Origin of the sequence: Thermus thermophilus (assembly GCF_019974155.1) — a bacterium.
Taxonomy (GTDB): Bacteria; Deinococcota; Deinococci; order Deinococcales; family Thermaceae; genus Thermus; species Thermus thermophilus_C.
The window spans coordinates 1,688,984-1,710,595 of record NZ_AP025158.1; the positions used below are offsets into that span (position 1 = coordinate 1,688,984).

General features: G+C 70.3%; 22 protein-coding genes. 11 read left to right on the forward strand and 11 right to left on the reverse strand.

All coding sequences use genetic code 11. The annotated features are described in order from the left end of the window. Positions 1-18: 18 nt before the first annotated feature. On the reverse strand, positions 19-804 hold the full coding sequence (gene panB, locus TthTMY_RS09090; RefSeq protein ID WP_096411034.1) for a 3-methyl-2-oxobutanoate hydroxymethyltransferase: 786 nt from the start codon (positions 802-804) through the stop codon (positions 19-21). A gap of 25 nt (positions 805-829) precedes the next feature. Between panB and ruvB the strand changes: the two genes are divergently transcribed. Next, entirely contained in the window at positions 830-1,804 is a 975-nt protein-coding gene (ruvB, locus tag TthTMY_RS09095; RefSeq protein ID WP_096411035.1) for a Holliday junction branch migration DNA helicase RuvB, read from the forward strand. After that, entirely contained in the window at positions 1,801-2,832 is a 1,032-nt protein-coding gene (locus tag TthTMY_RS09100) for a DUF4388 domain-containing protein (RefSeq protein ID WP_011172495.1), read from the forward strand. The genes ruvB and TthTMY_RS09100 overlap by 4 nt, the downstream gene beginning before the upstream one ends. 18 nt (positions 2,833-2,850) lie before the next feature. On the opposite strand, the gene TthTMY_RS09105 is transcribed toward TthTMY_RS09100, so the two are convergent. Further along, entirely contained in the window at positions 2,851-4,203 is a 1,353-nt protein-coding gene (locus TthTMY_RS09105) for a tetratricopeptide repeat protein (protein WP_223903201.1), read from the reverse strand. Positions 4,204-4,276: 73 nt separating this feature from the next. On the opposite strand from TthTMY_RS09105, the gene ftsH reads away from it, so the two are divergent. Then, positions 4,277-6,133 carry an ATP-dependent zinc metalloprotease FtsH gene (ftsH, locus tag TthTMY_RS09110; RefSeq protein ID WP_223903202.1) on the forward strand — a complete coding sequence of 619 codons (1,857 nt, stop codon included), beginning with the start codon at positions 4,277-4,279 and terminating at the stop codon, positions 6,131-6,133. Here ftsH and TthTMY_RS09115 read toward each other — a convergent pair. Continuing rightward, entirely contained in the window at positions 6,119-6,547 is a 429-nt protein-coding gene (locus tag TthTMY_RS09115) for a hypothetical protein (protein ID WP_096411036.1), read from the reverse strand. The genes ftsH and TthTMY_RS09115 overlap by 15 nt on opposite strands. Before the next feature lie 45 nt (positions 6,548-6,592). On the opposite strand from TthTMY_RS09115, the gene TthTMY_RS09120 reads away from it, so the two are divergent. The 8 genes from TthTMY_RS09120 (at position 6,593) to TthTMY_RS09155 (ending at position 14,852) form a co-directional block, all read left to right on the forward strand. Next, positions 6,593-6,985 carry an SCP2 sterol-binding domain-containing protein gene (locus tag TthTMY_RS09120; protein ID WP_096411037.1) on the forward strand — a complete coding sequence of 131 codons (393 nt, stop codon included), beginning with the start codon at positions 6,593-6,595 and terminating at the stop codon, positions 6,983-6,985. Further along, a complete protein-coding gene (locus TthTMY_RS09125) occupies positions 6,982-8,016 on the forward strand; it encodes an alcohol dehydrogenase family protein (RefSeq protein ID WP_096411038.1) in 1,035 nt (344 codons plus the stop codon). Before TthTMY_RS09120 ends, TthTMY_RS09125 begins: the two co-directional genes overlap by 4 nt. Positions 8,017-8,184: 168 nt before the next feature. Then, the gene (locus TthTMY_RS09130; RefSeq protein ID WP_096411039.1) at positions 8,185-8,601 is read left to right on the forward strand and encodes a hypothetical protein; all 417 of its coding nucleotides are present in this window, start codon (positions 8,185-8,187) and stop codon (positions 8,599-8,601) included. 55 nt (positions 8,602-8,656) lie between these two features. After that, positions 8,657-9,667: an LptF/LptG family permease gene (locus tag TthTMY_RS09135; protein ID WP_096411040.1), complete on the forward strand. Its 1,011-nt coding sequence runs from the start codon at positions 8,657-8,659 to the stop codon at positions 9,665-9,667. Then, on the forward strand, positions 9,664-10,707 hold the full coding sequence (locus tag TthTMY_RS09140; protein WP_096411041.1) for an LptF/LptG family permease: 1,044 nt from the start codon (positions 9,664-9,666) through the stop codon (positions 10,705-10,707). The genes TthTMY_RS09135 and TthTMY_RS09140 overlap by 4 nt, the downstream gene beginning before the upstream one ends. After that, positions 10,704-13,178 (forward strand): hypothetical protein, encoded by a 2,475-nt coding sequence (locus TthTMY_RS09145; protein ID WP_096411042.1) that lies wholly within the window; start codon positions 10,704-10,706, stop codon positions 13,176-13,178. The genes TthTMY_RS09140 and TthTMY_RS09145 overlap by 4 nt, the downstream gene beginning before the upstream one ends. Next, entirely contained in the window at positions 13,175-14,164 is a 990-nt protein-coding gene (locus tag TthTMY_RS09150) for a hypothetical protein (protein ID WP_096411043.1), read from the forward strand. The genes TthTMY_RS09145 and TthTMY_RS09150 overlap by 4 nt, the downstream gene beginning before the upstream one ends. Positions 14,165-14,168: 4 nt before the next feature. After that, positions 14,169-14,852 (forward strand): SDR family NAD(P)-dependent oxidoreductase, encoded by a 684-nt coding sequence (locus TthTMY_RS09155; protein ID WP_096411044.1) that lies wholly within the window; start codon positions 14,169-14,171, stop codon positions 14,850-14,852. Here TthTMY_RS09155 and TthTMY_RS09160 read toward each other — a convergent pair. From TthTMY_RS09160 to glmU, 8 genes are read right to left on the reverse strand one after another with little or no spacing between them, the layout of a single operon-like run. Then, a complete protein-coding gene (locus TthTMY_RS09160; protein WP_096411045.1) occupies positions 14,806-15,144 on the reverse strand; it encodes a VanZ family protein in 339 nt (112 codons plus the stop codon). The two genes, TthTMY_RS09155 and TthTMY_RS09160, sit on opposite strands and share 47 nt — an antisense overlap. Beyond that, positions 15,144-15,536, reverse strand: a complete 393-nt coding sequence (gene mce, locus TthTMY_RS09165; RefSeq protein WP_093006576.1) for a methylmalonyl-CoA epimerase — start codon at positions 15,534-15,536, stop codon at positions 15,144-15,146. The genes TthTMY_RS09160 and mce overlap by 1 nt, the downstream gene beginning before the upstream one ends. Positions 15,537-15,540: 4 nt before the next feature. Continuing rightward, positions 15,541-17,178: an FAD-binding dehydrogenase gene (locus TthTMY_RS09170; protein ID WP_223903203.1), complete on the reverse strand. Its 1,638-nt coding sequence runs from the start codon at positions 17,176-17,178 to the stop codon at positions 15,541-15,543. Positions 17,179-17,201: 23 nt separating this feature from the next. Continuing rightward, entirely contained in the window at positions 17,202-18,146 is a 945-nt protein-coding gene (locus TthTMY_RS09175) for a 4Fe-4S binding protein (protein WP_096411046.1), read from the reverse strand. Next, complete coding sequence (locus TthTMY_RS09180; RefSeq protein WP_096411047.1) at positions 18,146-19,213, reverse strand: bifunctional 3-deoxy-7-phosphoheptulonate synthase/chorismate mutase; 1,068 nt, start codon at positions 19,211-19,213, stop codon at positions 18,146-18,148. The genes TthTMY_RS09175 and TthTMY_RS09180 overlap by 1 nt, the downstream gene beginning before the upstream one ends. Before the next feature lie 33 nt (positions 19,214-19,246). Then, positions 19,247-19,987: a twin-arginine translocase subunit TatC gene (gene tatC / locus TthTMY_RS09185; protein WP_096411048.1), complete on the reverse strand. Its 741-nt coding sequence runs from the start codon at positions 19,985-19,987 to the stop codon at positions 19,247-19,249. Further along, on the reverse strand, positions 19,984-20,205 hold the full coding sequence (gene tatA / locus TthTMY_RS09190; RefSeq protein ID WP_014630132.1) for a twin-arginine translocase TatA/TatE family subunit: 222 nt from the start codon (positions 20,203-20,205) through the stop codon (positions 19,984-19,986). The genes tatC and tatA overlap by 4 nt, the downstream gene beginning before the upstream one ends. Before the next feature lie 44 nt (positions 20,206-20,249). Beyond that, complete coding sequence (gene glmU / locus TthTMY_RS09195; protein WP_223903204.1) at positions 20,250-21,611, reverse strand: bifunctional UDP-N-acetylglucosamine diphosphorylase/glucosamine-1-phosphate N-acetyltransferase GlmU; 1,362 nt, start codon at positions 21,609-21,611, stop codon at positions 20,250-20,252. Position 21,612: the final 1 nt, after the last annotated feature.

The following is a 21,612-nucleotide window of genomic DNA, read 5'->3' on the forward strand; positions in this document are numbered from 1 at the left end:
GGTCTTCAGCGGCGTTTTTTAGAAACTGTGCTCCTCCCCGGGGAAGACCCCCTCCCGGACCTCCTGCGCGTACCGGCTCAAGGCCTCCTGGATGAGCCTGCCCGCCTCCAGGTAGCGCTTCACGAAGCGGGGCTTGAAGTCGCCGTAGAGCCCCACCACGTCGTGGAAGACGAGGACCTGGGCGTCCGTGTGGGGCCCGGCCCCGATCCCCACGGTGTGGATGGAAAGCCTCTCGGTGACCTCCTTGGCCAGGCGGGCGGGCACCATCTCCAAGACCACGCCGTAGGCCCCGGCCTCCTCCAAGGCCAAGGCCCCCTTGAGGATGCGCTCCGCCTCCTCGGGGCGCTGGCCTTGGAGCTTGTAGCCGCCAAGCTGGCTCGCCGTCTGGGGGGTGAGGCCCACATGGCCTAGGACCGGAACCCCCGCCCGCACCAGGCCCCGGACGATCTCCGCCACCTCCTCGCCCCCCTCCAGCTTCACCGCGTCCGCCCCTCCCTCCTTGAGGAGGCGCTCCGCGGCGAAGAGGGCCCGGTCCAGGGTGGCGTAGGCGAGGTAGGGGAGGTCGGCCACGAGAAAGGTCTCCGGGGCCCCCCTGCGGGCGGCCTTGGTGTGGTGGAGCATCTCCTCCAAGGTGACGGGGACCGTGGAGGGGTAGCCCAGAACCACCATCCCCAAGGAGTCCCCCACCAAAATGGCGTCCACCCCGGCCGCCTCGGCCAGGCGGGCCGTGGGGTAGTCGTAGGCGGTGAGGTAGACGAGCCGCTGGCCCTTGGCGTTGCGGAAGTCCTTCACCGTGCGCCGCACGGGAATAAGGCTATCATGGAAGAGCGTGGAAGACCTCGCCCTTAGGCCCAAGACCCTGGACGAGTACATCGGCCAGGAGCGCCTGAAGCAAAAGCTCCGGGTCTACCTCGAGGCGGCCAAGGCCCGAAAAGAACCCTTGGAGCACCTCCTCCTCTTCGGCCCCCCGGGCCTGGGCAAGACCACCCTGGCCCACGTCATCGCCCACGAGCTTGGGGTCAACCTCCGGGTCACCTCGGGGCCCGCCATAGAGAAGCCCGGGGACCTCGCCGCCATCCTGGCCAACTCCCTGGAGGAAGGGGACATCCTCTTCATTGACGAGATCCACCGCTTGAGCCGCCAGGCCGAGGAGCACCTCTACCCCGCCATGGAGGACTTCGTCATGGACATCGTCATCGGCCAAGGTCCGGCGGCGAGGACCATCCGGCTGGAGCTTCCCCGCTTCACCCTGATCGGGGCCACCACCCGGCCCGGCCTCATCACCGCGCCCCTCTTGAGCCGCTTCGGCATCGTGGAGCACCTGGAGTACTACACCCCCGAGGAGCTGGCCCAGGGGGTGATGCGGGACGCCCGCCTCCTCGGGGTGAGGATCACGGAGGAGGCCGCCCTGGAGATCGGCAGGCGGAGCCGGGGCACCATGCGCGTCGCCAAGCGCCTCTTCCGGAGGGTGCGGGACTTCGCCCAGGTGGCAGGGGAGGAGGTCATCACCCGGGAGCGGGCCCTGGAGGCCCTTGCGGCCCTGGGGCTGGACGAGCTGGGCCTGGAGAAGCGGGACCGGGAGATCCTGGAGGTCCTCATCCTCCGCTTCGGCGGCGGCCCCGTGGGCCTCGCCACCTTGGCCACCGCCCTCTCCGAGGACCCGGGGACCTTGGAAGAGGTGCACGAACCCTACCTCATCCGCCAGGGCCTTCTGAAGCGCACTCCCCGGGGCCGGATGGCCACGGAACTGGCCTACCGCCACCTGGGCTATCCGCCCCCGGTGGGCCCGCTCTTGGAGCCGTGATCCGGGCCACGCTTTCCGAGCTGGACCTGGGGGAGCTCCTCAGGGCCCTGGAGGCGGCGCGGAAGAGCGCCGTGGTGAGCTTCCGGGGCCGGATCTACGGGCGCGTCCACCTCCTCGGGGGGCGGATCCTCTACGCCCGCACCGAGCCCGGCCCCCACCTCGGGGAGTACCTGGTCCGCCTGGGCCACCTCACCCTGGAGGAGGTGCAGGAGCTGGTGGAGCGCCAGGACCGGGAGAACCCCGGCACCCCTTTGGGGGCTTTGGCCCTGGAGCTCGGCCTCATCGGGGAGGAGGAGCTTAGGGAGGCCCTCACCGCCCAGGTCCTCGAGGCCTTGGCCACCCTCCTGGGGGAGAAAGAGGGGGAGGTGGTGGCGGAGCCCATGGTGGAGGGAAGCCAGGTGGCTCTCCCCCTCACCTTCGGCACCGGCTGGGCCCTCATGGAGGCGGCCCGCAAGCTGGACGAGTGGCGGCGGGGGCAGGTGGACCCGGACGAGGTCCTCCACCTCGTGGAAGACCCCACCCGGCACCCCCTTCCCCCGGAGGCCTGGAGCGTTCTGGAGCACCTGGACGGGGTGCGGCGGGCAAGGAGCATCGCCCTCCTCTCGGGGCTTCCCGAGGAGGAGGTCTACCACCTCCTCCACGAGATGAAGGCGAGGGGCCTCCTCCGCCCCTCCACCCTCCTCCTCGAGGACCCCTTGGTGGCCGTCCTGGCGGAAAGCGGGGTGGTGCGGAGGCTCCTTCTTTACCTCCTCGAGGCCCACCGCTTCCGCGTCCTTCTGGCCCGGGACGTGGAGGGGCTCTTGCGCCTCCTCAAGTCCAGGCCCAAGGGGGTGATCCTCCAAGGGGAGAAGGCGGTGGAGGCGGCCCGCAAGGTGCGGGCCACCCCAGAAGGGCGGCTCGCCTCCCTATACTTGGTGAGCGAAACCCCACCGGGCCTCCTCCTCAGGCCCTTGAGGCTCCTCCACCTGCCCAAACCCTTAAGGAGCCAGGAGGTCCTGAAGGCCCTGGAGCCCCTGCGGAGGGGCTGATCCCGCCCCAGCGAAGCGCTAGTTCAGGCGCTTCCCCTCCCGCAAGAGGGCCTGGGCGCGCTCCACGTAGGCGGTGAGGGCGGCGTGCCACTCGTCCGCCGGGTGGAGGTAGGGCAACACCGCCTGGCCCCGGCGCACCATCTCCTCGGGGAAGCGGTAGCCGAGCTGGGCCAGGGTGTCCACCACCATCTCCTGGGCCCCCACCCACTCCCGGCTTCCCTCCTCGGCGCTTTCCGCCGCCTTGCGGTAGTGCTCCAGGGCTTCCTCCAGGTGGAGGAGGTCGTAGGCCACGTGGCCCAGGACCAGCTCCCCCGCGGCCACCGCCCCCCGGGCCACGGCCTCCCGGGCGGCGGCCTCCGCCTCCTGGTAGCGCCCCTGGCGGTAGAGGGCCTCGGCCAGATCGGCGTAGGCCTGGGCCAGGTAGGGGTAGCCCTCCTCCCGCACCAGGGCCCGGAGGTACTCCTCGGCCTCGGAGTAGGCCCCGTGGTCCAGGGCCGCCACCCCCATCTCGTGGAGAACGTGGGGGCGCTCCCCGGCGTCCGCCCGGGCCAGGGCCTCCCGGAAGCTCGCCATGGCCTCCTCGTAGCGCCCGAGCTGGAGGAGGGCCTGCCCCTCCACCAAGGGGGTGCCGTAGGCCTTGTGGCCGCTCTCCTCCTCCAGGGCCAGGGCCTTGCGGATCTCCTCCAGGGCAAGGCCCGGGTTGCCCAAAAGGAGGTGGGCCCGGGCGAGGAGGTAGTGGCGGGTGGCGGCGTCCTCCGGGTCCTCCTCCCCCACCGCCGCCTCCGCCTCCTTCAGGGCGAGAAGGGCCCGCTCCCCCTCCCCGGCCTCCAGCCACATGGCGGCGGCGTCCAGGAGGAGCCAGTAGCGCTCAAGCCCCAAGGCGATCCTCGCCCCCTCCTCGTAGGCCAAGGCGGCCTCCCCGTGGCGGCCAAGCCGCTCCAGGATCCGCCCCTTAAGCCCCTCGGCCCGCCAGGCCAGGTGGGGGGGGAGCCCCGCCTCGAGGGCCTCCAAGGCCTCCTCCAGCCTCCCCAGGTAGAAGAGGGCCTGGGCCTGGTGGTACCGCACCCGGGGGTCCCGGCTCGGGAGGAAGAGGGGAAGGACCTCCCGCTCGGGCCGCCCCTCCAGGGCGAGGAGCTCGGCGAGGAGGCTTCGGTAGAGGGGGTCGTACTCCAACCCTCCCAGGGCGTAGGCCTCCTCCAAGGCGTGGTGGGCCTTCTCCAGCCCCTCCTCCCCGTAGAGGGCGTAGACCTCGGCGAGGAGGAGCCAGGCCTCCTTGGCCTCCCTCCCCCGGCCGAAGAGGGCCTTCCGGGTGAGGAGGTCAATGGCGGTGTCGTAGTCCCCCTGGTGCAGGGCCTCGAGGACCCCCTTCATCGCCGCTAGAGGATACCACAGGCCTCAGTCCTCTCACCCGCCAGGCGCTACCATAGGGCAAGGGAGGTAGGCCTTGCCGCAGCGATTCAACCCTTTCAACCTGCTCCTTCTCGTCCTGTTGGGGTATCTCGTCTACACGGCCCTAAGCGGACCACCGGCCCCCACCCTCGCCTACACGGAGTTCCGGGAGCTGGTGCGCCAGGGGAAGGTGGCGGAGGTGACCCTGGAGGAGACCCGCATCAACGGGCTCCTCAAGGCCCCGGAGCGCTTCCCCACGCCCCAAGGGAGCGTCCAGGTCTCCCGGCGCTTCCAGGTTCCCCTGCCCCCCGCCCAGGTCCAAGACCCCGAACTCCTCCGCTTCCTGGAGGAAAACGGGGTGACGATCGTGACCAAGGCCCCCTCCATCTGGCCCCAGGTCCTCCTCTACGTGGGCCCCACGCTCATCCTCATCGCCTTCTTCTGGTTCTTCTTCATGCGGGCCCAAGGGGGCGCGGGCCAGGTGATGCAGTTCGGCCAGAGCCGGGCCCGGCTTTACGGCAAGGAGAAGCGCGTCAACACCACCTTCAAGGACGTGGCCGGCCACGAGGAGGCCAAGCGGGAGCTCATGGAGGTGGTGGACTTCCTCAAGAACCCCAAGAAGTACCTGGAGCTCGGGGCCGAGATCCCCAAGGGCGTCCTCCTGGTGGGCCCCCCCGGCACGGGCAAGACCCTCCTCGCCCGGGCGGTGGCGGGGGAGGCGGGGGTACCCTTCTTCTCCGTCTCCGCCAGCGAGTTCATGGAGATGTTCGTGGGCGTGGGGGCGAGCCGGGTGCGGAGCCTCTTTGAGGACGCCCGCAGGAACGCCCCCAGCATCATCTTCATTGACGAGCTGGACTCCATCGGCCGCAAGCGGGGCGCGGGGATCGGGGGCGGCCACGACGAGCGGGAGCAGACCCTGAACCAGATCCTCTCGGAGATGGACGGGTTTGAGAAGGACACCTCCGTCATCGTCCTCGCCGCCACCAACCGCCCCGACATCCTGGACCCCGCCCTGCTGCGCCCCGGGCGCTTTGACCGCCAGGTGGTGGTGGGCCTCCCCTCCCTGGAGGAGCGCAAGGAGATCCTCCTCGTCCACATGCGGGGCAAGCCCATCGCCGAGGACGTGGACGCCCTGGAGCTCGCCCACCTCACCCCGGGCTTCTCCGGGGCGGACCTCAAGAACCTGGTGAACGAGGCCGCCCTCCTCGCCGCCCGGAACGGGGAGAAGAGGATCCGCAAGGAGCACTTCCTCAAGGCCCTGGACAAGATCGTCCTCGGCCTGGAACGGCCCGCCCTGAAGCTCTCCGAGGAGGAAAGACGGGCCGTGGCCTACCACGAGGCGGGGCACGCCGTGGTGGGGGAGGTCCTGCCCCACGCCGACAAGACGGAGAAGGTCTCCATCGTCCCCCGGGGGATGGCCCTGGGGGCCCGCTGGAGCAAGCCCGAGGAGCGGGTCCTGGTCTCCCGGGAGCACCTCATGGACGAGCTCGCCGTGCTCATGGCGGGCCGGGTGGCGGAGGAGCTCTTCACGGGCACCGTGACCACGGGGGCCCAGGACGACTTCAAGCGGGCCACGGGGATCGCCAAGCGGATGGTCCTGGACTGGGGCATGGGGGAGCACTTCAAAAACGTCGCCTGGGGCTCGGACTCGGGGCCCGTCTTCTTGGGGGAGGAGATCGCCAAGAAGAAGGACCACTCCGAGGAGACGGCCCGCCTCATTGACCAGGACATCCTGAAGATCCTGGACGAGGCCTACCAGCGGGCCAGGAAGGTGCTCGCCACCCACCGGGAGGCGGTGCACAAGATCGCCGAGGAGCTCCTTCGGGAAGAGACCATCCCCGGGGATCGGGTGAGGGCGATCCTCCGGGAGACCCAAGCGGTGGAGCGGGCCGAGGACCTAGGGCAGGAATAGCTCCGCCCGCACGCCCATCCCCCGGGCCCGCTCCACCCAAAGGGGGTTGTCGTCCCAGTAGACCGCCTCCCCCGGGGCGAGGCCCAGGGCCTCTAGGGCCAGGGCAAGGGCCTCGAGCTTGTCCGGAGCGTGGTAGGCCAGGACCCCTTCGGGGGGCGGCAGGTCGGAGACGAGGTGGAAGGGCTCGGGGAAGGCGAGGCCCCGGGGGCGGAAGGCCTTGGGGTAGAGCCTCGAGGCCCCGGGGAAAAGGGCCTCCAGCGCCTGAGCCCCCTCCGCCTTGAGCTGAGGGAGGAGGGCGTAGAAGGCCTCCGAGAGGTAAAAGACGGGCTCTCCGCTCTCCTCGGCGAGGAGGCGGAGGAGCCTCGGTTCCACGGGCTCGCAGTACACCCCGGAAAGGTCCAGGAGGTAGACCACCCCTCGAGTCTACGGCTTATACTGGGTTCAAAGGAGGGGAAAGGGATGGAGCTCTTCACCGAGGCCTGGGCCCAGGCGTACTGCCGGAAGCTGAACGAGAGCGAGGCCTACCGCAAGGCGGCGAGCACCTGGGAGGGCTCCTTGGCCCTTTCGGTGCGCCCGGACCCCAAGGCGGGGTTCCCCAAGGGGGCGGCCGTGGTCCTGGACCTCTGGCACGGGGCCTGCCGGGGGGCGAGGGCGGTGGAGGGGGAGGCGGAGGCGGACTTCGTCATTGAGGCCGACCTCGCCACCTGGCAGGAGGTGCTGGAGGGGCGCCTCGAGCCCCTAAGCGCCCTCATGCGGGGGCTTTTGGAGCTCAAGAAGGGCACCATCGCCGCCCTCGCCCCCTACGCCCAGGCGGCCCAGGAGCTCGTCAAAGTGGCCCGGGAGGTGTCATGAGGGCCGTGGTCTACAAGGGGCCCTTCCAGGTGGCGGTGGAGGAGGTCCCGGAACCCAGGCTGGAGGCGGACACGGACGCCCTCCTCGAGGTGGAGCTTTCCGCCATCTGCGGCTCCGACCTCCACATCTACCACGGCAAGATCGCCGGGGTCCTCCCGGGGACGGTCCTCGGGCACGAGTTCGTGGGGCGCATCGTGGAGAAGGGCCCCCTGGTGCCCTTCCCCGTGGGGGAGCGGGTGGTGGGGAGCTTCCAGGTGGCCTGCGGGGCGTGCCCTGCCTGCCGCAAGGGCCAGTTCTTCGCCTGCTCCAGGGGTGGGGTCTTCGGCTTCGGCCTCGCCCTGGGCAACCTCCCGGGGGCCCAGGCGGAGCGGGTGCGGGTGCCCTTCGCCCGGCACACCCTCTTCCCCATCGGGGACCTCCCCGCCGAGGAGGCCATCCTCGCCGGGGACATCCTCACCACGGCCTACGGGGGGGTGAGGCCTTTCCTCGCCCCCGGCATGAGCGTGGCCGTGGTGGGCTCGGGGCCCGTGGGCCTCATGGCCCAGATGGTGGCCCACGCCCTGGGGGCAGGCCCCGTCTTCGCCATAGACCCGGAGGAGGCCCGCCTGGAGAAGGCCAAGGCCCTGGGAAGCCTTCCCATCCACCCCCAGGCGGAGGACCCCGTGGCCCGGGTGCGCCGGGAGACCGAGGGCCTGGGGGCGGACCTGGTGGTGGAGGCGGTGGGCGGGGACGGGGAGGCCCTGAAGCTCGCCCTGCGCCTCGCAGGCCCGGGGGGCGTGGTTTCCAGCCTGGGGGTGCCCACGGCGGAACGGCTGGACTACCCCTGGCTTCCCGCCTTCAGCCGGGGGATCACCCTGAGGAGCGCCCTCGCCAACGTTCCCCGCTGGATCGGAGAGGTCCTCGCTCTGCAGAAGGCGGGCAGGCTCAAGGGAAGCTTCGTCTTCAGCCACCGCCTCCCCCTGGAGGAGGCCCCCGAAGGCTACCGCCTCTTCCACGAGCGGAAGGCCACCAAGGTTGCCCTCGTGCCCTGAAACCTTTTTGCCCTCTGACTCCCTCATTATACCACGGTTTTCCCCGTTGTAAAGGGGTATACAAAAAGCCGCGGGCCTTACGGGGTTTTTCGGGGGCGCATCAGCCTTTACTGAAACGAGAACATGAAATCCGGCGCTACACTGGAAGCACAGGAAAGGAGGTACGGCATGGCCCGATACCTAGTGGTGGCCCACCGCACGGCCAAAAGCCCGGAGCTCGCCGCCAAGCTCAAGGAGCTTTTGGCCCAAGACCCAGAGGCCCGCTTCGTCCTCCTGGTCCCGGCGGTCCCCCCGCCCGGGTGGGTCTACGAGGAGAACGAGGTGCGGCGCCGGGCCGAGGAGGAGGCGGAAGCGGCCAAGCGGGCCCTCGAGGCCCAAGGCATCCCCGTGGAGGAGGCCAAGGCGGGGGACATCTCCCCCCTCCTCGCCATAGAGGAGGAGCTCCTCGCCCATCCCGGGGCCTACCAAGCCATCGTCCTCTCCACCCTGCCCCCGGGGCTTTCCCGGTGGCTTAGGCTGGATGTCCACACCCAGGCGGAGCGCTTCGGTCTCCCGGTGATCCACGTCATCGCCCAGGCCGCCTAAGCCCCCCGCGGCGGGGCTTCCTCGTTTTCTCATCCGCCTTGCGTATACTTCCCCCGTGCTGGGGCGCTACGTCCTCCGGGAGGTCCTCGTCCCTTATCTGGTGGGGGTCCTCCTCTTCGTGGCCCTCCTCACCTTTGACCTCCTCTCCAGCCTCTCGGGGGTCCTCCTCTCCCGGGGGGTGGGGGCCCGGGAGGTGGGGCTTCTCGTCCTCTACCGCCTGCCCTGGACCCTAAGCCTCGCCCTCCCCTTAGGGCTGGTCTTCGCCGTGCTGGTGGGGCTTGCGGGGCTCATCCGCCGCTCGGAGCTTAAGGCGGCCTACGCCGCGGGGGTCCCCCCTCTGGCCCTCCTCAGGCCCCTCGTCCTTCTGGCCCTCGCCGTAAGCCTCCTCAACCTCCTCAACCTGGCGGAGCTCAGGCCCCGGTCCCAGGAGGCCTACGACGGGCTCCTGGGCCGCATCCTCTACGGGGAGGGCGGGGCCTCCGGGGTCCTGCGCCGCCAGGTCTACGCCCCCCCGGGCCTCGGCGTCTACTTCGCCGAGGAGGTCTACCCCGAGCCAGAGGGAAACCGGCTCCGGGGGGTGCGGGTGGTGGACGAAAGGGGCCGGGTCTACAGCGCCGAGGAGGCCCTTTGGGACGAGGAGGGGTGGCGCCTTAGGGGCTACGTGGTGGAGGGGGAGGAGGTCCGGCCCTTTGAGGGCGTCCTCCCCTTCCCCGCCCGGTTCCGCCCCAAGGAGAGCCTGGGCTCCCGGGACCCCTACGACTCCACCCCCCTCGAGGAGCTCTGGGCCCGGGCCCAGGTGGAGCCCGAGGCCCGCTTCGCCTTCCACCGCCGCCTGGCCGACGCCCTGGGGGGCCTGGTCCTGGGGGCGGCCGCCGCCGCCTTAGGCCTCTCCTTGCGGGAGGCCGCCTGGGCCTTCCTGGGGGTGGTCCTCCTCATCTTCGGCTACTACGTCCTCTGGACCCTGGCCGCCCAGCTCGCCCGCTACGACGTAAGCCCCCTCCTCGCCTACCTCCCCGACCTCTTCTACGGGGCCTTGGCGGGGGCGCTCGCCTGGAGGCTACGGTGAAGACCCTGGACCGCTACCTCTTGCGGGAAGCCCTGACCCTCTTCGGCGGCGGGCTCCTCGTCATCGTCCTCCTCTTCCTGGGCGGGGCGGTGTACGAGGTCCTGGCCCCCCTGGTGGCCAAGGGGGCCGACCCCTACACCCTCCTCCGCTACCTCCTCTTCCGCACCCCCGAGGCCCTGGCCCGGGGCGCGCCCGTGGCCTACCTCTTCGCCCTCCTCGTCCTCCTCTCCCGCCTGGGGGAGGACGCGGAGCTCAAGGCCCTCCTGGCCCTCGGGGTGCGGCGGGAGCGCCTGCTCCTTCCCTTCCTCCTCCTCGGGGCCGCCATCGCCCTCGCCGCCTTCCTCCTCGGGGAGAGCCTCGTCCCCCAAGCCCTCGCCAAGGGGCAGGACCTCTTGAGGCGGGAGGTCCTGGAACGCCCCCGGGCCCTCCTCACCCCGGGGGCGACCTTCCAGGACGCCCAAGGCCGGGTGGTCTACGTGGGGGAGGTGGAAGGGGAGGCCATCGGGGCCCTAAGGGTCCTCTCCCGGGAGGAGGTCCTCCTCGCCGAACGGGGAAGCTTCCGCGGCGGGGTGCTGCACGTGGAGGAGGGGACCCGCATCACCTACGAGGGAAGCCGCCCCCGGACCCTGGCGCGCTTTCAGCGGGGGGAGCTGGTTCTCAAGGACCTCACCTTTGACCCCTGGCAGAACCCGGCGAACCGGATGACCCTGGCCGAGCTCCAAAAGGAGGTGCAAAGGCTTCGCCAGATGGGGGTGCGGGTGGGCCTCGAGGCCACCACCTACTACCGCCGCTTCGCCGAACCCCTGGCCGCCCCCGTCTTCGCCCTCTTCGCCGTGGGCCTCGCCTTCTACCTCCTCGGGGGAAGCCGGAGCCTTGGGCTTGTGGGGGTGGCCGTCCTCACCTTCTTCTACTACGCCACCTGGAGCGTGGGGCGGATCATGGGGGAGCAAAACGCCCTAAACCCCATCCTCGCCGCCTGGGGGCCCAACCTCCTCTACGGGGCCTTGGGCCTTCTCCTCTTCCTGGGAGGGCGGCGGTGAGGTGGCTTCCCCTGCTCCTTTTCCTCCTTCTTCCCGCTCTCGCAGAGGAGAGGGTGATCAAGGTCCTGGAGGCGGAAAGGCTGGAGCTCAGGCAGGAAGGGGGGGAGGAGGTCTACGTCCTGGTGGGGGAACCCGTGCGCCTGGAGCGGGAGGGGGAGACGCTTGAGGCCAGGCGGGTGGTCTACTTCCGGGAAAGGCGGCTCCTCTTGCTCTCGGGAGGGGTGCGCTACCGGGACCGGGAGGGGCGCCTCATTGAGGCCGAGGAGCTCCAGGTGGACCTCGAGGACGAGGGCTTTGACGCCCTGGAGGTGCGCATAGAGGCCAAGGACCTCCTCCTCACCGGGCCCCTCTGCCAGCGGGCGGCGGGGGCGATCCTTCTGGAGGAGGGCTACGCCACCCCGTGCGCCTCCTGCGGCCAGGAGGTGCCGGACTACGCCTTCCGCGCCCGGGAGATCGTCCTCTACCCCGGGGACCGGGTGGTGGCCCGGGACGTGACCCTTCTGGTCCAGGAGAAGCCCGTCCTCACCCTGCCCGTCCTCCTCCTCTACCTCTCGGAGAGGCGGCCCCGCCTCGAGGTGGGCCAGGACGAGGGGGGCCTCTATGTGAAGGCCGACCTCCCCTACGCGGCCGCCTTCGGCCTCGGCTACACCCTCCTCCGCTACTACCAGGGCCGGGGCTACGGCTTCGGCCTGGACCACTACGGCACCGGGGAGGCCAAGGAGCGCTACTTCTTCCTCCACACCCCCCCCGACACCTTCCAGTACCGGGGGGAGTACGGCCTAAAGCGCCAGGAGTTTTCGGTCTCGGCCCTCATAGAGCGGGACGACACCCGGGAGAAGCTCACCCGCTTCCGCCTCGAGGCCCTCCTCCCCGGCACCCCCGCCCCCCAGGACTGGCGCTACGCCTTGCGGCTCGAGGGCTTCCTGGACCACGACCCCTCCACCCCCCCGCCCCGCACCCTCCAGCGCCTCCCCGAGCTGGAGGCGCAAAGCCCCACTCTCCGCCAAGGCCCCTTCAGCCTGCAGGCAGGGCTTCAGCTTGGGCGCTACCTGGCGGAGACCAACCCCCTAAACCGCTCCGCCCGGGCCCTCGGCCCCTACGCCGAGGCGGGCAGGCTTCTCCTCACCCACACGGAAAGCCTCGTCCTCGTCCCCTGGCCCGGGGCCAGCCTTCAGGCGGAAAACCGCTTCCGGGGCTTCTACTACACCACCCAGAACCCCGACGGGAAGCCCGAGCGCCAGGTGGACTGGACCACCCGGGCCGCCCTGCGCCAAACCTTTGGGGGCTTCAGCCTCGAGGCGGGCTACCTGAGGAGCGTCCAGGAAGGGGAAAGCCCCTTCCGCTTTGACGCCTTGCCCCAGCGGAGGACCCACCAGGCCACCTTGGCCCTCGCCTTCCAGGAAAGGCCCCTGGCCCTGAGCCTAAAGGGGGGGTGGGACCTGGAGGGGAGCCGCTACCTCCCCTTGGAGGCCGAAGCCAGGCTCCAGGACCAGGGGTATAGCCTCCTCCTCTACCACAAGCGGGGCCTGGAGGAAGGCCCCCTGGAGACCCGCCTGGAGGGTAGCCTCACCCCCTACCCCTTCTCCTTGCGGGCAAGCCTCCGCTACGACCACCCAAAGGCCCTCTTTGACCCCCTCCTCCTCCAGGGGGCCTACGCCCTCCCCGCAGGAAGCCTGAACCTCGCCCACCGCCACGGCCTGAACGGGGAAGGGCCCCTGGAGACGAGCCTCACCCTGGCCTACCGGGAAGGCCAGGAGGCCTACACCCTCCAGGCCCGGAGGGACTGGCCCAAAGACGCCCTCCAGGCCTCGGGGCAGGCCATCTTCGGCCCCCAAAGCCTCTCCCTCCAGGCCACCCTGGACCCCACCGCCCTCGCCTACCAGGCGGGCTTCCGCTCGGGAAGCGCCCCGGGGCCCCTTTGGGACCTCTTCCTCTCCGGGCGGTACCAGGAGGGCTTCCGGGGGACGAACCTCCGCCTCGGCCTCACCCAGGCCCTCCCCGAGGTGGCCTTCCGCCTCACGGCCAACCTCCACCTGCCGGAGGTGGAGGACGGGGGGGTCTACCTCAAGGACCTCGCCTTCTCTGGCGGCCTGGAGCTTTGGCCGCCCTTGCCCCCTGACGCCTCGGGGGAAAACGCCCTCCCCGGGCTTTCCCTCTCGGGAAGCCTCACCTACACCCGAAGGCCCACAAGCCCCGAAGGCTACGCCCTCGCCCTCCGGAACTTCGGCCCCACCCTCACCTTCCTCGGCCGGGAGAACACCCGGCTCCACCTCGCCGCCCTCCTCAGCCAGAACCTCCCTGGGGAACCCCTAAAGCCCCGCTTCGTCCTGGTCCTGGACCGGTGCTGCTGGGCCATGCGCTTCACCCTGGACGCGGCCAAGAGCGAGGTGCGCCTCGCCTTCCTCTACGGGGGGCAGGCGGCGGAGGTGCTCATGGACGAGGAAGGCGTGCGCTTGGGAGGTCTGCCGTGAAGCGGCTTGGGTTTCTCCTCCTTCTCCTCCTCACCGCCTGCACGGGAAGCCAGGAGCCCCCCCTTCCCGCCCTCCTGGCGGCGGGGGGAGAGGACGGGGTACGCTTCTACCGGGCCCAAGACCTCCAAAGGGGGACCGGAACCCCGGTGGAGACGTGGACGACCCCGGGCCTCCAGGACCTGGCCTACAGCCCCACCTTCCAGAGGCTCTACCTCCTCTTCCCCGACCGGGTGGAGGCCTACGACGCCTCGGGCTTCACCGAGGCCTCGGCCCCTAGAGGCACCCCCGCGGACCAGGGCTTGCCCCCAGGGGTGGACTGCACGGGGGGGTACCTCCGCCTCGGGCAAGGCGCCCTCCTCCTCCACTGCCCCGCCGTGGCCCGGGCCTTCCTCTGGCCTCTGGACGGGAGCGGAAACCTGGAGGAGGCCGACCTCACGGGCCTGGACCCCGCCGCCCGCCTCGCCCTCCTCCCCCAGGGGAGCCTGGACCTCCTGGCCTACCTCACCCGAAGCGCCCTGGGCTACCGCCCGGCCCAGGACCCCCAGGGGACCCCTTCCCTGGAAAAGCCCCTTAGCCCTCCCTTGGACGCCGACCCCTTTGACCTCCGGATAGACGCCGCCAGGGGAAGGCTTCTCGGCCTGGGGAGGGCGGGCCTAAAGGCCTACCTTTACACCCTCCGGGGCGAGGCCCTGGGAAGCCAGGAGGTCCTGGGGGACTTCTTCGGCACCCCCCGCCTCGCCCTGGACCCCGTGGCGGGCCTTGCGGTCTATGGCCGGGGCTTCCAGGTCCTGGAGCCCAGGGCCTCTTCGGTCCAGGAGGCCTACACCGACTTCGCCGCAGGGGCCGTAGGCCAGGACGGGTACCTGTATCTGGCCTCGGGAAGCCTCCTCTACGTCTACGACCTCGTCCCCTCCCCGCCCCAAAGGGTGGCCACCCCCTCCTTGGGCTTCGCCCCCAAGGCCCTGGCCTTCCTCCCCGTAGAATAGGGGCATGCTCCAAGGGAAGGCCTTTCTCGTCACCGGGGCCGGAGGGGCCCTAAGCCGGGCCCTCATCCCCGCCTTCCACCGGGCGGGGGCCAGGCTCTTCCTCTCCGACCCCAGGCCCGAGCGCATGGAGGAGCGGGCGCAGGCCGTGGGGGCCAAGACCTTCGTGGCCGACCTCACCCGGCTGGAGGAGGCCCTGGCCTTGGCCCGCTTCGTGGAGCGGGAAGCCCCCCTTTACGGGGTGGTGCACACCGTGGGGGGCTTCGCCGCCGGGCGGTTTTTGGACGCCGACCCCGGCCTTTACGACTGGATGCTGGACCTGAACCTCCGCACCACCTACAACCTCCTCAAGGCCGTCCTCCCCTACATGGAAAAGCGGGGGGAAGGCTTCTTCGCCGCCTTCGCCGCAGGGCCCGCCTGGACGGGGGCGGGGCCGGGGAGGGCCCTCTACACCATGGCCAAGACCGCCCTGGCAAGCCTCCTGAGGTCCTTGCAGGGAGAGGTGGAGGGGGTGCGCTTTTTGGTGGTCTACCCCATGGGCACCCTGGACACCGAGGCCAACCGCAAGGCCATGCCCGAGGCGGACTTCTCCCGCTGGATCGCCCCCGAGCTCGTGGCGGAGATGGTGGTGGAGGCGGCGAAGGCTAAGGGCGGGAGGCTTCTTGAGCTTCCCATCTACCCGCCCCTCTAGCCCCCGCGTAGGCCCCGAGGAAGTCGGCCACCAGGTCCAGGCCGAAGGCCTCCCTCCCGGGGACAAGGCTTTGGTGCCACTCGTCCACCACCCCGTAAAAGGCGGCGAGGAGGAAGGCGGGGAGGAACCGCCCAAGGCCCCGCCGCCAAAGGGCCCCCAAAAGGGCGTAGGCGAGGAAGTGGGCGAGCTTGTCCCAAGGATGGGGAAGCCCGGCGCCCGTGGCGGGCCTGTCGGAAAGCCACCAGAGGGCCCCCATCCACAGGAGGGCGAGGAGAAGGTAAAGGGGGCGCACTAGACTTCCACCAGCTCCCAAAGCACCCCGAGGCCGAAGCTTGGGTGGAGGAAGGCCACCCGGTGCCCCCCGAAGCCGGGCCTGGGGGCCTCATCTATAAGCCTCGCCCCTTCCGCCCTAAGCCGGGCGAGGTCCTCCTCTATCCGGGGCGTGGCGAAGGCCAGGTGGTGGAGGCCGGGGCCCCTTTTGGCGAGGAAGCGGCCCACGGGGGTCTCGGGGCCCAAGGGGGAAAGGAGCTCAAGGAGGGCTTCCCCCTCGCCCTGAAGCAGGGCCACCCGCACCCCCTGGTGGGCCACCTCCCCTTCCGCCACCACCCGGAAGCCTAGGCTTTGGTAGCGGGCCTTGGCCTCCTCCAGGTCCTCCACGGCGATGCCCACGTGGTGGAGCCGCATAGGGCTATTCTAGCCCTTCCAGGACCCCCTTGGCCGCCTGGAGCCCGCTGAAGAGGCACCCCCCCAGGAAGGTGCCCTCGAGGGCCTTGTACCCGTGGAAGGCCCCGCCCCCAAACCCCGCCGCCTCCCCCACGGCGAAAAGGCCCGGCAAGGGCTCCCCCGAGGGCCTAAGGGCTCTCCCCTTAAGGTCCGTCTGGATTCCCCCTAGGGTCTTGCGAGTGAGGGTCCAAAGCCTCACCGCCACCAAGGGCCCCTTTCCCGCGAGGAAGGGGTGGGGCTTGGCCACGCGGAAAAGCCGGTCCCCAAGATAGCGGCGGAAGGCGTGGACCATGAGGACCTGGCCGTCCTTGGCGAAGGGGTTGAGGAGTTCCCGGTCCCGGGCCTTCACCTCCCGCTCAAGCCTCCCCGGGTCCAGGACCCCGGGGGCCAGGGCCTCCATCTTGCGCATGAGCTCGGAGAGGTCCTGGGCCACGAGGAAGTCCTTCCCCCGCTCCAAGAAGGCCCGGACGGGGGCCGCGGGGCCCAGGAGGCGGTTTTTCACCACGCCGAGCCAGCTTTTCCCCGTGAGGTCCGGGTTCTGCTCCGAGCCCGAGAGGGCGAACTCTCTCTTCAGGGTGGGGAGGTCCAGGATGAACCAGCTCCAGTCAAAGCCGGTGCTTCGCAGGTACCGCAGGGTCTCCAAGGCGTCAAACCCGGGGAAGAGGGGCGGGGGAAGCCTCTTCCCCGTGGCGTCCACCCAGAGGGGGGAGGGCCCGGGGAGGATGCGGATCCCGTGGCCCGTCCAGATGGGGGTGTGGTTCTCCACCCCCTCGGGGTAGTGCCACATCCGGTCCAGGTTCACCAGGCGGACCCCCGCCCGCTCGGCGAGGAAGAGGCCGCTTCCGTCCACGTGGTCGGGAACGCCGGAGAGCATCCTCTTTGGGGGCCTTCCCATGCGCGCGGGCCAGTGGCGCCGCACCAGGTCCAGGTTGGCCCCGATCCCCCCCGTGGCCAGGACCACCGCCTGGGCCAAGAAGCGGAAGCCCCCCACCGCCTTGCGGCTCGTGGGCGCCCCCCGGGGCTTGGGGTCCTCCTCCAGGACCACCCCGGCCACCCCCACCGCCTTTCCCCCCTCCACCAGGACCTCCTCCACCCGGTGGCGGAGGAGGACCCGGAGGGTGCCCTCCGCTTTAAGGGCTTCCACCTTGCGGAGAAAAGGGGCTAAAAGCCCAGGCCCCGTCCCCCAGACGATGTGGAAGCGGGGGACGGAGTTCCCGTGGCCCGTGGCCAGGCCCCCGCCCCGCTCCGCCCAACCCACCACCGGGAAGAAGCGCACCCCCAAGGAGGCAAGCCAGGCCCGCTTCTCCCCCGCAGCGAACTCCAGATAGGCCTCCGCGAACTGCCTTCCCCAATAGTCCTCCTCTCGGTCGTAGCCCGCCGCCCCCATCCAGTCCTGGAAGGCGAGCTCCACCGAGTCCCGGACCCCCAGGCGCCTCTGCTCGGGGGAGTCCACCAAGAAAAGCCCCCCGAAGGACCAGAAGGCCTGCCCGCCGAGGTAAGGCTCCTGCTCCAGGAGGAGGACCCGCTTGCCCCTTTGGGCCACCTCCGTGGCCACCACAAGGCCAGAAAGGCCCCCGCCCACCACCACAAGGTCGGCGTCCATAGGTTGGGGGCATTATACCCGGTTCAAAGGTCGTACCAGGGGGGCTTGCCCCGGAAGAGCTCCAGCTCCTGCCCCACCTCCTCCTTAGGGGCCTCCTCCAGCCGGATCACCTGGGGCGGGCAGCTCTCCACGCAGGCCCCGCACCCCGTGCAGGCCGCCACCTGGAGGTAGAGGACGTACTCCTCCCCCTCCCTCACCCGCCTCACCGCCTCCGTGGGGCAGACGTTGGTGCAGACGGGGCAGAGGGTGCACCCCTCCTCCACCCGGATCCGGGGCCAGCGGACCTCCGGGGCCCGGCTTGCGGCGAGGCGCCTAAGGCGGAGCTCGGCGGGAAGCTCCCCTTCTTTCTCCTCCAAAGCGGGCAGGGGAAGCTCGGGGACGAGGTCGGCGGCGGTGCGCTTGGCGCTTCCCAGGAGGGCCTGGAAAAGCTCCCGCCTTCCCACCTTTTCCCCTGGGAGTTCTCCCTCCACCACCTCCACCTCCACGGGGAAGTAGCGCCTCGCCTCCTCGGCCATCCGCTCCAGGTGTTCGGGAACCTGGGGGCCGCCCACCTTGCAGGTGGCGCACTCCCCCCGGGCGAGGACCACCTTGCCGAAGCGGCTTCCCGCCTCGGCCAATAGCCCCGGGGTGAGGCGGCCCAGGCACAACACCTCCTCGCCCTTCCCCTCGGCCTTGGAGCACCTAAGCTTCCCCTTGCCCCGGATCAGGGCCTCCTGGATGCCCCCCAAGGGGTACTCCAGGGCGACGCCGGGGCAGACCCCGGTGCAGAGGCCGCACCCTGTGCACAAGACCTCGTCCAGCTCCACCCGCCACCCCTCGAGCCGCACCGCCCCCTTGGGGCAGACCCCATAGCACCTGTCGCACCCCCCCACGCTGTTCTTGTAGAGGAGGCAGCGGGCCTCGGTGTAGCGGGGCCTCGGGTCCGTGGCCTTAAGGAAGGCGTTCAGGAGGTTGTCCAAAAGGCCCATTACCCCTCGGGGAGGAGGTCCCTTATGGCCTCCAGGAAGCGCGCGAACTGGGCGAAGTCCATCTGCTGCTGGTTGTCGGAGAGGGCCACCTTGGGGTTGGGGTGGACCTCCACGTGCACCCCGTCCGCCCCCACGGCCAAGGCGGCGCGGGCCAGGGGGGCGAGGAGGTCCGTGCGCCCGGCGGCGTGGGTCACGTCCACGATCACGGGGAGGTGGGTCTCCTGCTTGGCGAGGGCCACGGCGGAGAGGTCCAGGGTGTTCCGGGTCCAGCGCTCAAAGGTGCGGATCCCCCGCTCCGCCAGGATCACCTGCTCGTTCCCCTGGGCGAGGATGTACTCGGCGGCGTAGAACCACTCCTCCATGGTGGCGGAAAGCCCCCGCTTTAAGAGGACGGGGCGCCGGGCCTTTCCCACCTCCTTGAGGAGGGCGAAGTTCTGCATGTTCCGGGCCCCGATCTGGAGGATGTCGGCGTACTCCGCCACCACCTCCACGTCCCGGGTGTCCATGACCTCGGTGACGAAGACCATGCCGAAGGCGTCCGCCGCCTTGCGGCCAAGCTTAAGCCCCTCCACCCCGAGGCCCTGGAAGCCGTAGGGGCTCGTCCTGGGCTTGAAGGCCCCGCCCCGCAAGACCCTCACCCCCCGGGCCGCGAGGAAGCGGGCGGTTTCCATCATCTGCTCCTCGCTCTCTATGGAGCAGGGCCCGGCGATGAGGAGGGGCTTTTCCCCGAAGACCACGTCCTTGACCCGCACCCTCGTGGGCTCGGGCTTGTGCTTCCTGGAGTAGAGGAACTTCTTCTGGTCCTGGCGCTCCTCGAGGTCCAGGCTCGCCTGGAAGATCTCCTTGAAGAGCTTCCTTATGGTCTCGTCGGGGAAGGGCCCGGGGTTTTCCGCGGTGAGGTAGGCCAGCATCTCCTCCTCCCGCTTGGGGTCGTAGTGGGGGAGGCCGAGCTCCGTCTGGATGCGGCCGATCTCCTGCACCAGCCTCCCCCGCTCGGAGAGGAGGCGCAGGAGCTCCCGGTTCACCCGGTCCACCTCTTTGCGGAGGGCCAGGATGCGCTCGTCCATGGCCTATTCTATGGCCCGTCCGCCCCCAGGGTGTCAAGCGGCCTCCTGGGGCCTCTGCCTTTCCGCGAGGCGGGCCACCAGGACGGAAACCCAGTAGAGGACGAGGAGGGGGCCGCTCACGATGAAGAGGGAGACCACGTCCACCGTGGGGGTGATGACCGCGGCCAGGGTGAGGAGGAGGACCACGGCGATGCGCCAGTTGCGGGCGAGGAAGGAGGAGGTGAGGATCCCCAGGCGGGCCAGGAGGTAGCTCACCACCGGCATCTCAAAGACCACCCCCATGACGGTGAGCATCATGAGGATCTGGCCCATGTAGCGGCCGATGGAGATCTGGGGGGTGATCACGTCCCCCAAAAAGCCCAGGAGGAAGGGGACGGCGAAGGGCAGGAAGCCGTAGTAGGCGAAAAGCGCCCCCAGGGCGAAGCTGAACCCCGCCCCCAGGAGGAAGGGCACGGCCAGGCGCTTTTCGTGCTCGTAGAGCCCGGGGGCAATGAAGGCCCAGACCTGGTAGACGATGAAGGGAAGGGCGAGCACAAGCCCCCCGAAGGCGGCCACCTTCAGGGAGACGAGGAAGGGCTCGGTGATGTCCAGGACGATGAGGTTGACCTGGATGCCGTGGGCCTTGGCCGCGAGGTCCAAGGGCCTCCTCAACCACTCCAGAAGCTGGACCCTGAAGGTCCAGGCCACGCCCGTCCCCACGACCCAGGCGAGGAGGGACCAGAGGATGCGGGCGCGGAGCTCCTCGAGGTGCTCTACCAGGGGGGCTTCCTTCAAGCCTTGGGCTCCTCCTTGGCCTCCTGGACGGCTGCGGGCTTGGGCTCGTCCTTCACCTCAATGCTCTTCTCCAGCTCCTCCCGGATCTCCTGGGCCCCCCGCTTGAACTCGCGGATGCTCTGCCCCAGGGCGCGGCCGAGCTCGGGGAGCTTCCTGGGCCCGAAGATGAGGAGGGCGACGAGGAGGATGACGAGGATCTCCGGCATGCCGAGGTTCATGCCCTAAGTCTAGCACCCCGGGGCTGAAGGGAGGAGGAAGAGGGCTACCCTTCCCCGAGCTTTCTCAGGGCGTAGCCCTCGAGGTTCTTCTGCCGCTCCCGGGCCACGGCCAGGGCCCCCTCGGGCACGTCCTGGGTGATGACGCTCCCCGCCCCCACCAAAGCGCGGTCCCCCACCCGCACCGGGGCCACGAGGACGCTGTTGGAGCCGATGAAGGCCTTCTTGCCGATATGGGTCTTGTGCTTGCGCTTGCCGTCGTAGTTCGCGGTGATGACCCCGGCCCCGATGTTCGCCCCCTCCCCCACCTCGGCGTCCCCCAGGTAGGCGAGGTGCCCCGCCTTCACCCCCTTGTGGAGGAGGCTATTCTTCACCTCCACGAAGTTCCCCACGTGGACCTCCTCCATGAGGACTGCCCCCGGGCGGAGCCTGGCGAAGGGCCCGGCGGAGGCCCCGGGGTGGAGGTGGGCCCCCTGGGCCACGGTGTGGGCGAGGACCCTGGCCCCGGGTTCCAGCACCGTGTCCTCGAGGACGGCGTAAGGCCCCACCTCGCACCCCTCGCCGACCCGGGTCCTCCCCTTGAGGACCGCCCCGGGCCAGAGGGTGACGTCGGGGGCAAGCTCCACCGAGGGCTCCAGGTAGATGGTCTCGGGGAGGATCATGCGCACCCCCTTCCGCATCCACTCGGCGCGAAGCCGCCCAAGGAGCACCCCCTCCACCCGGGCGAGCTCCTCCCGGGTGTTCACGCCAAGGGCCTCCTCCGCCACCCCCCGCACGGCCACCACCTTCTTGCCGTGGGTGCGGTAGATGGCGATAAGGTCCGGGAGGTAGTACTCCCGGGCGGCGTTTTCGTTCCTCACTTCTTTAAGGGCCTGGAAGAGGAAGCCGTCAAAGGCGTAGGCCCCGGCGTTCACCTCCCGGATGGCCCGGACCTCAGGAGGCGCGTCCTTCTCCTCCACGTTCCCCAAGACCTCCTCCCCCTCGCGGAGGATCCGGCCGTAACCCGTGGGGTCAGGGAGCTCCACGGTGAGGAGGGCCATCCCCGCCCCCTCCCGCACCCTCTGGAGGAGGGCCTCGAGGGTCTTCGGGGAGAGGAGGGGGGTGTCCCCCTGGGTCACGAGGAAGGGGCCGGGGAAGTCCCGGAGGAGGCCTTCCGCCTGGAGAAGGGCGTGGGCGGTGCCGAGCTGCTCCCTTTGCCACACCACCTCCACGGGGTAGCCCTCCAGGGCCTCCACCACCTTCTCCCCCCCGTGGCCCACCACCACCGCGAGCCTCTCCGGCTTGAGGGCCAGGGCGGCCTCGAGGGCGTAAAGGAGCATGGGCTTCCCCAAAAGGGGGTGGAGCACCTTGGGCAGGCGGGACCGCATCCTGGTCCCCTGCCCCGCGGCCAGGATCACGTGGGCGTGCATG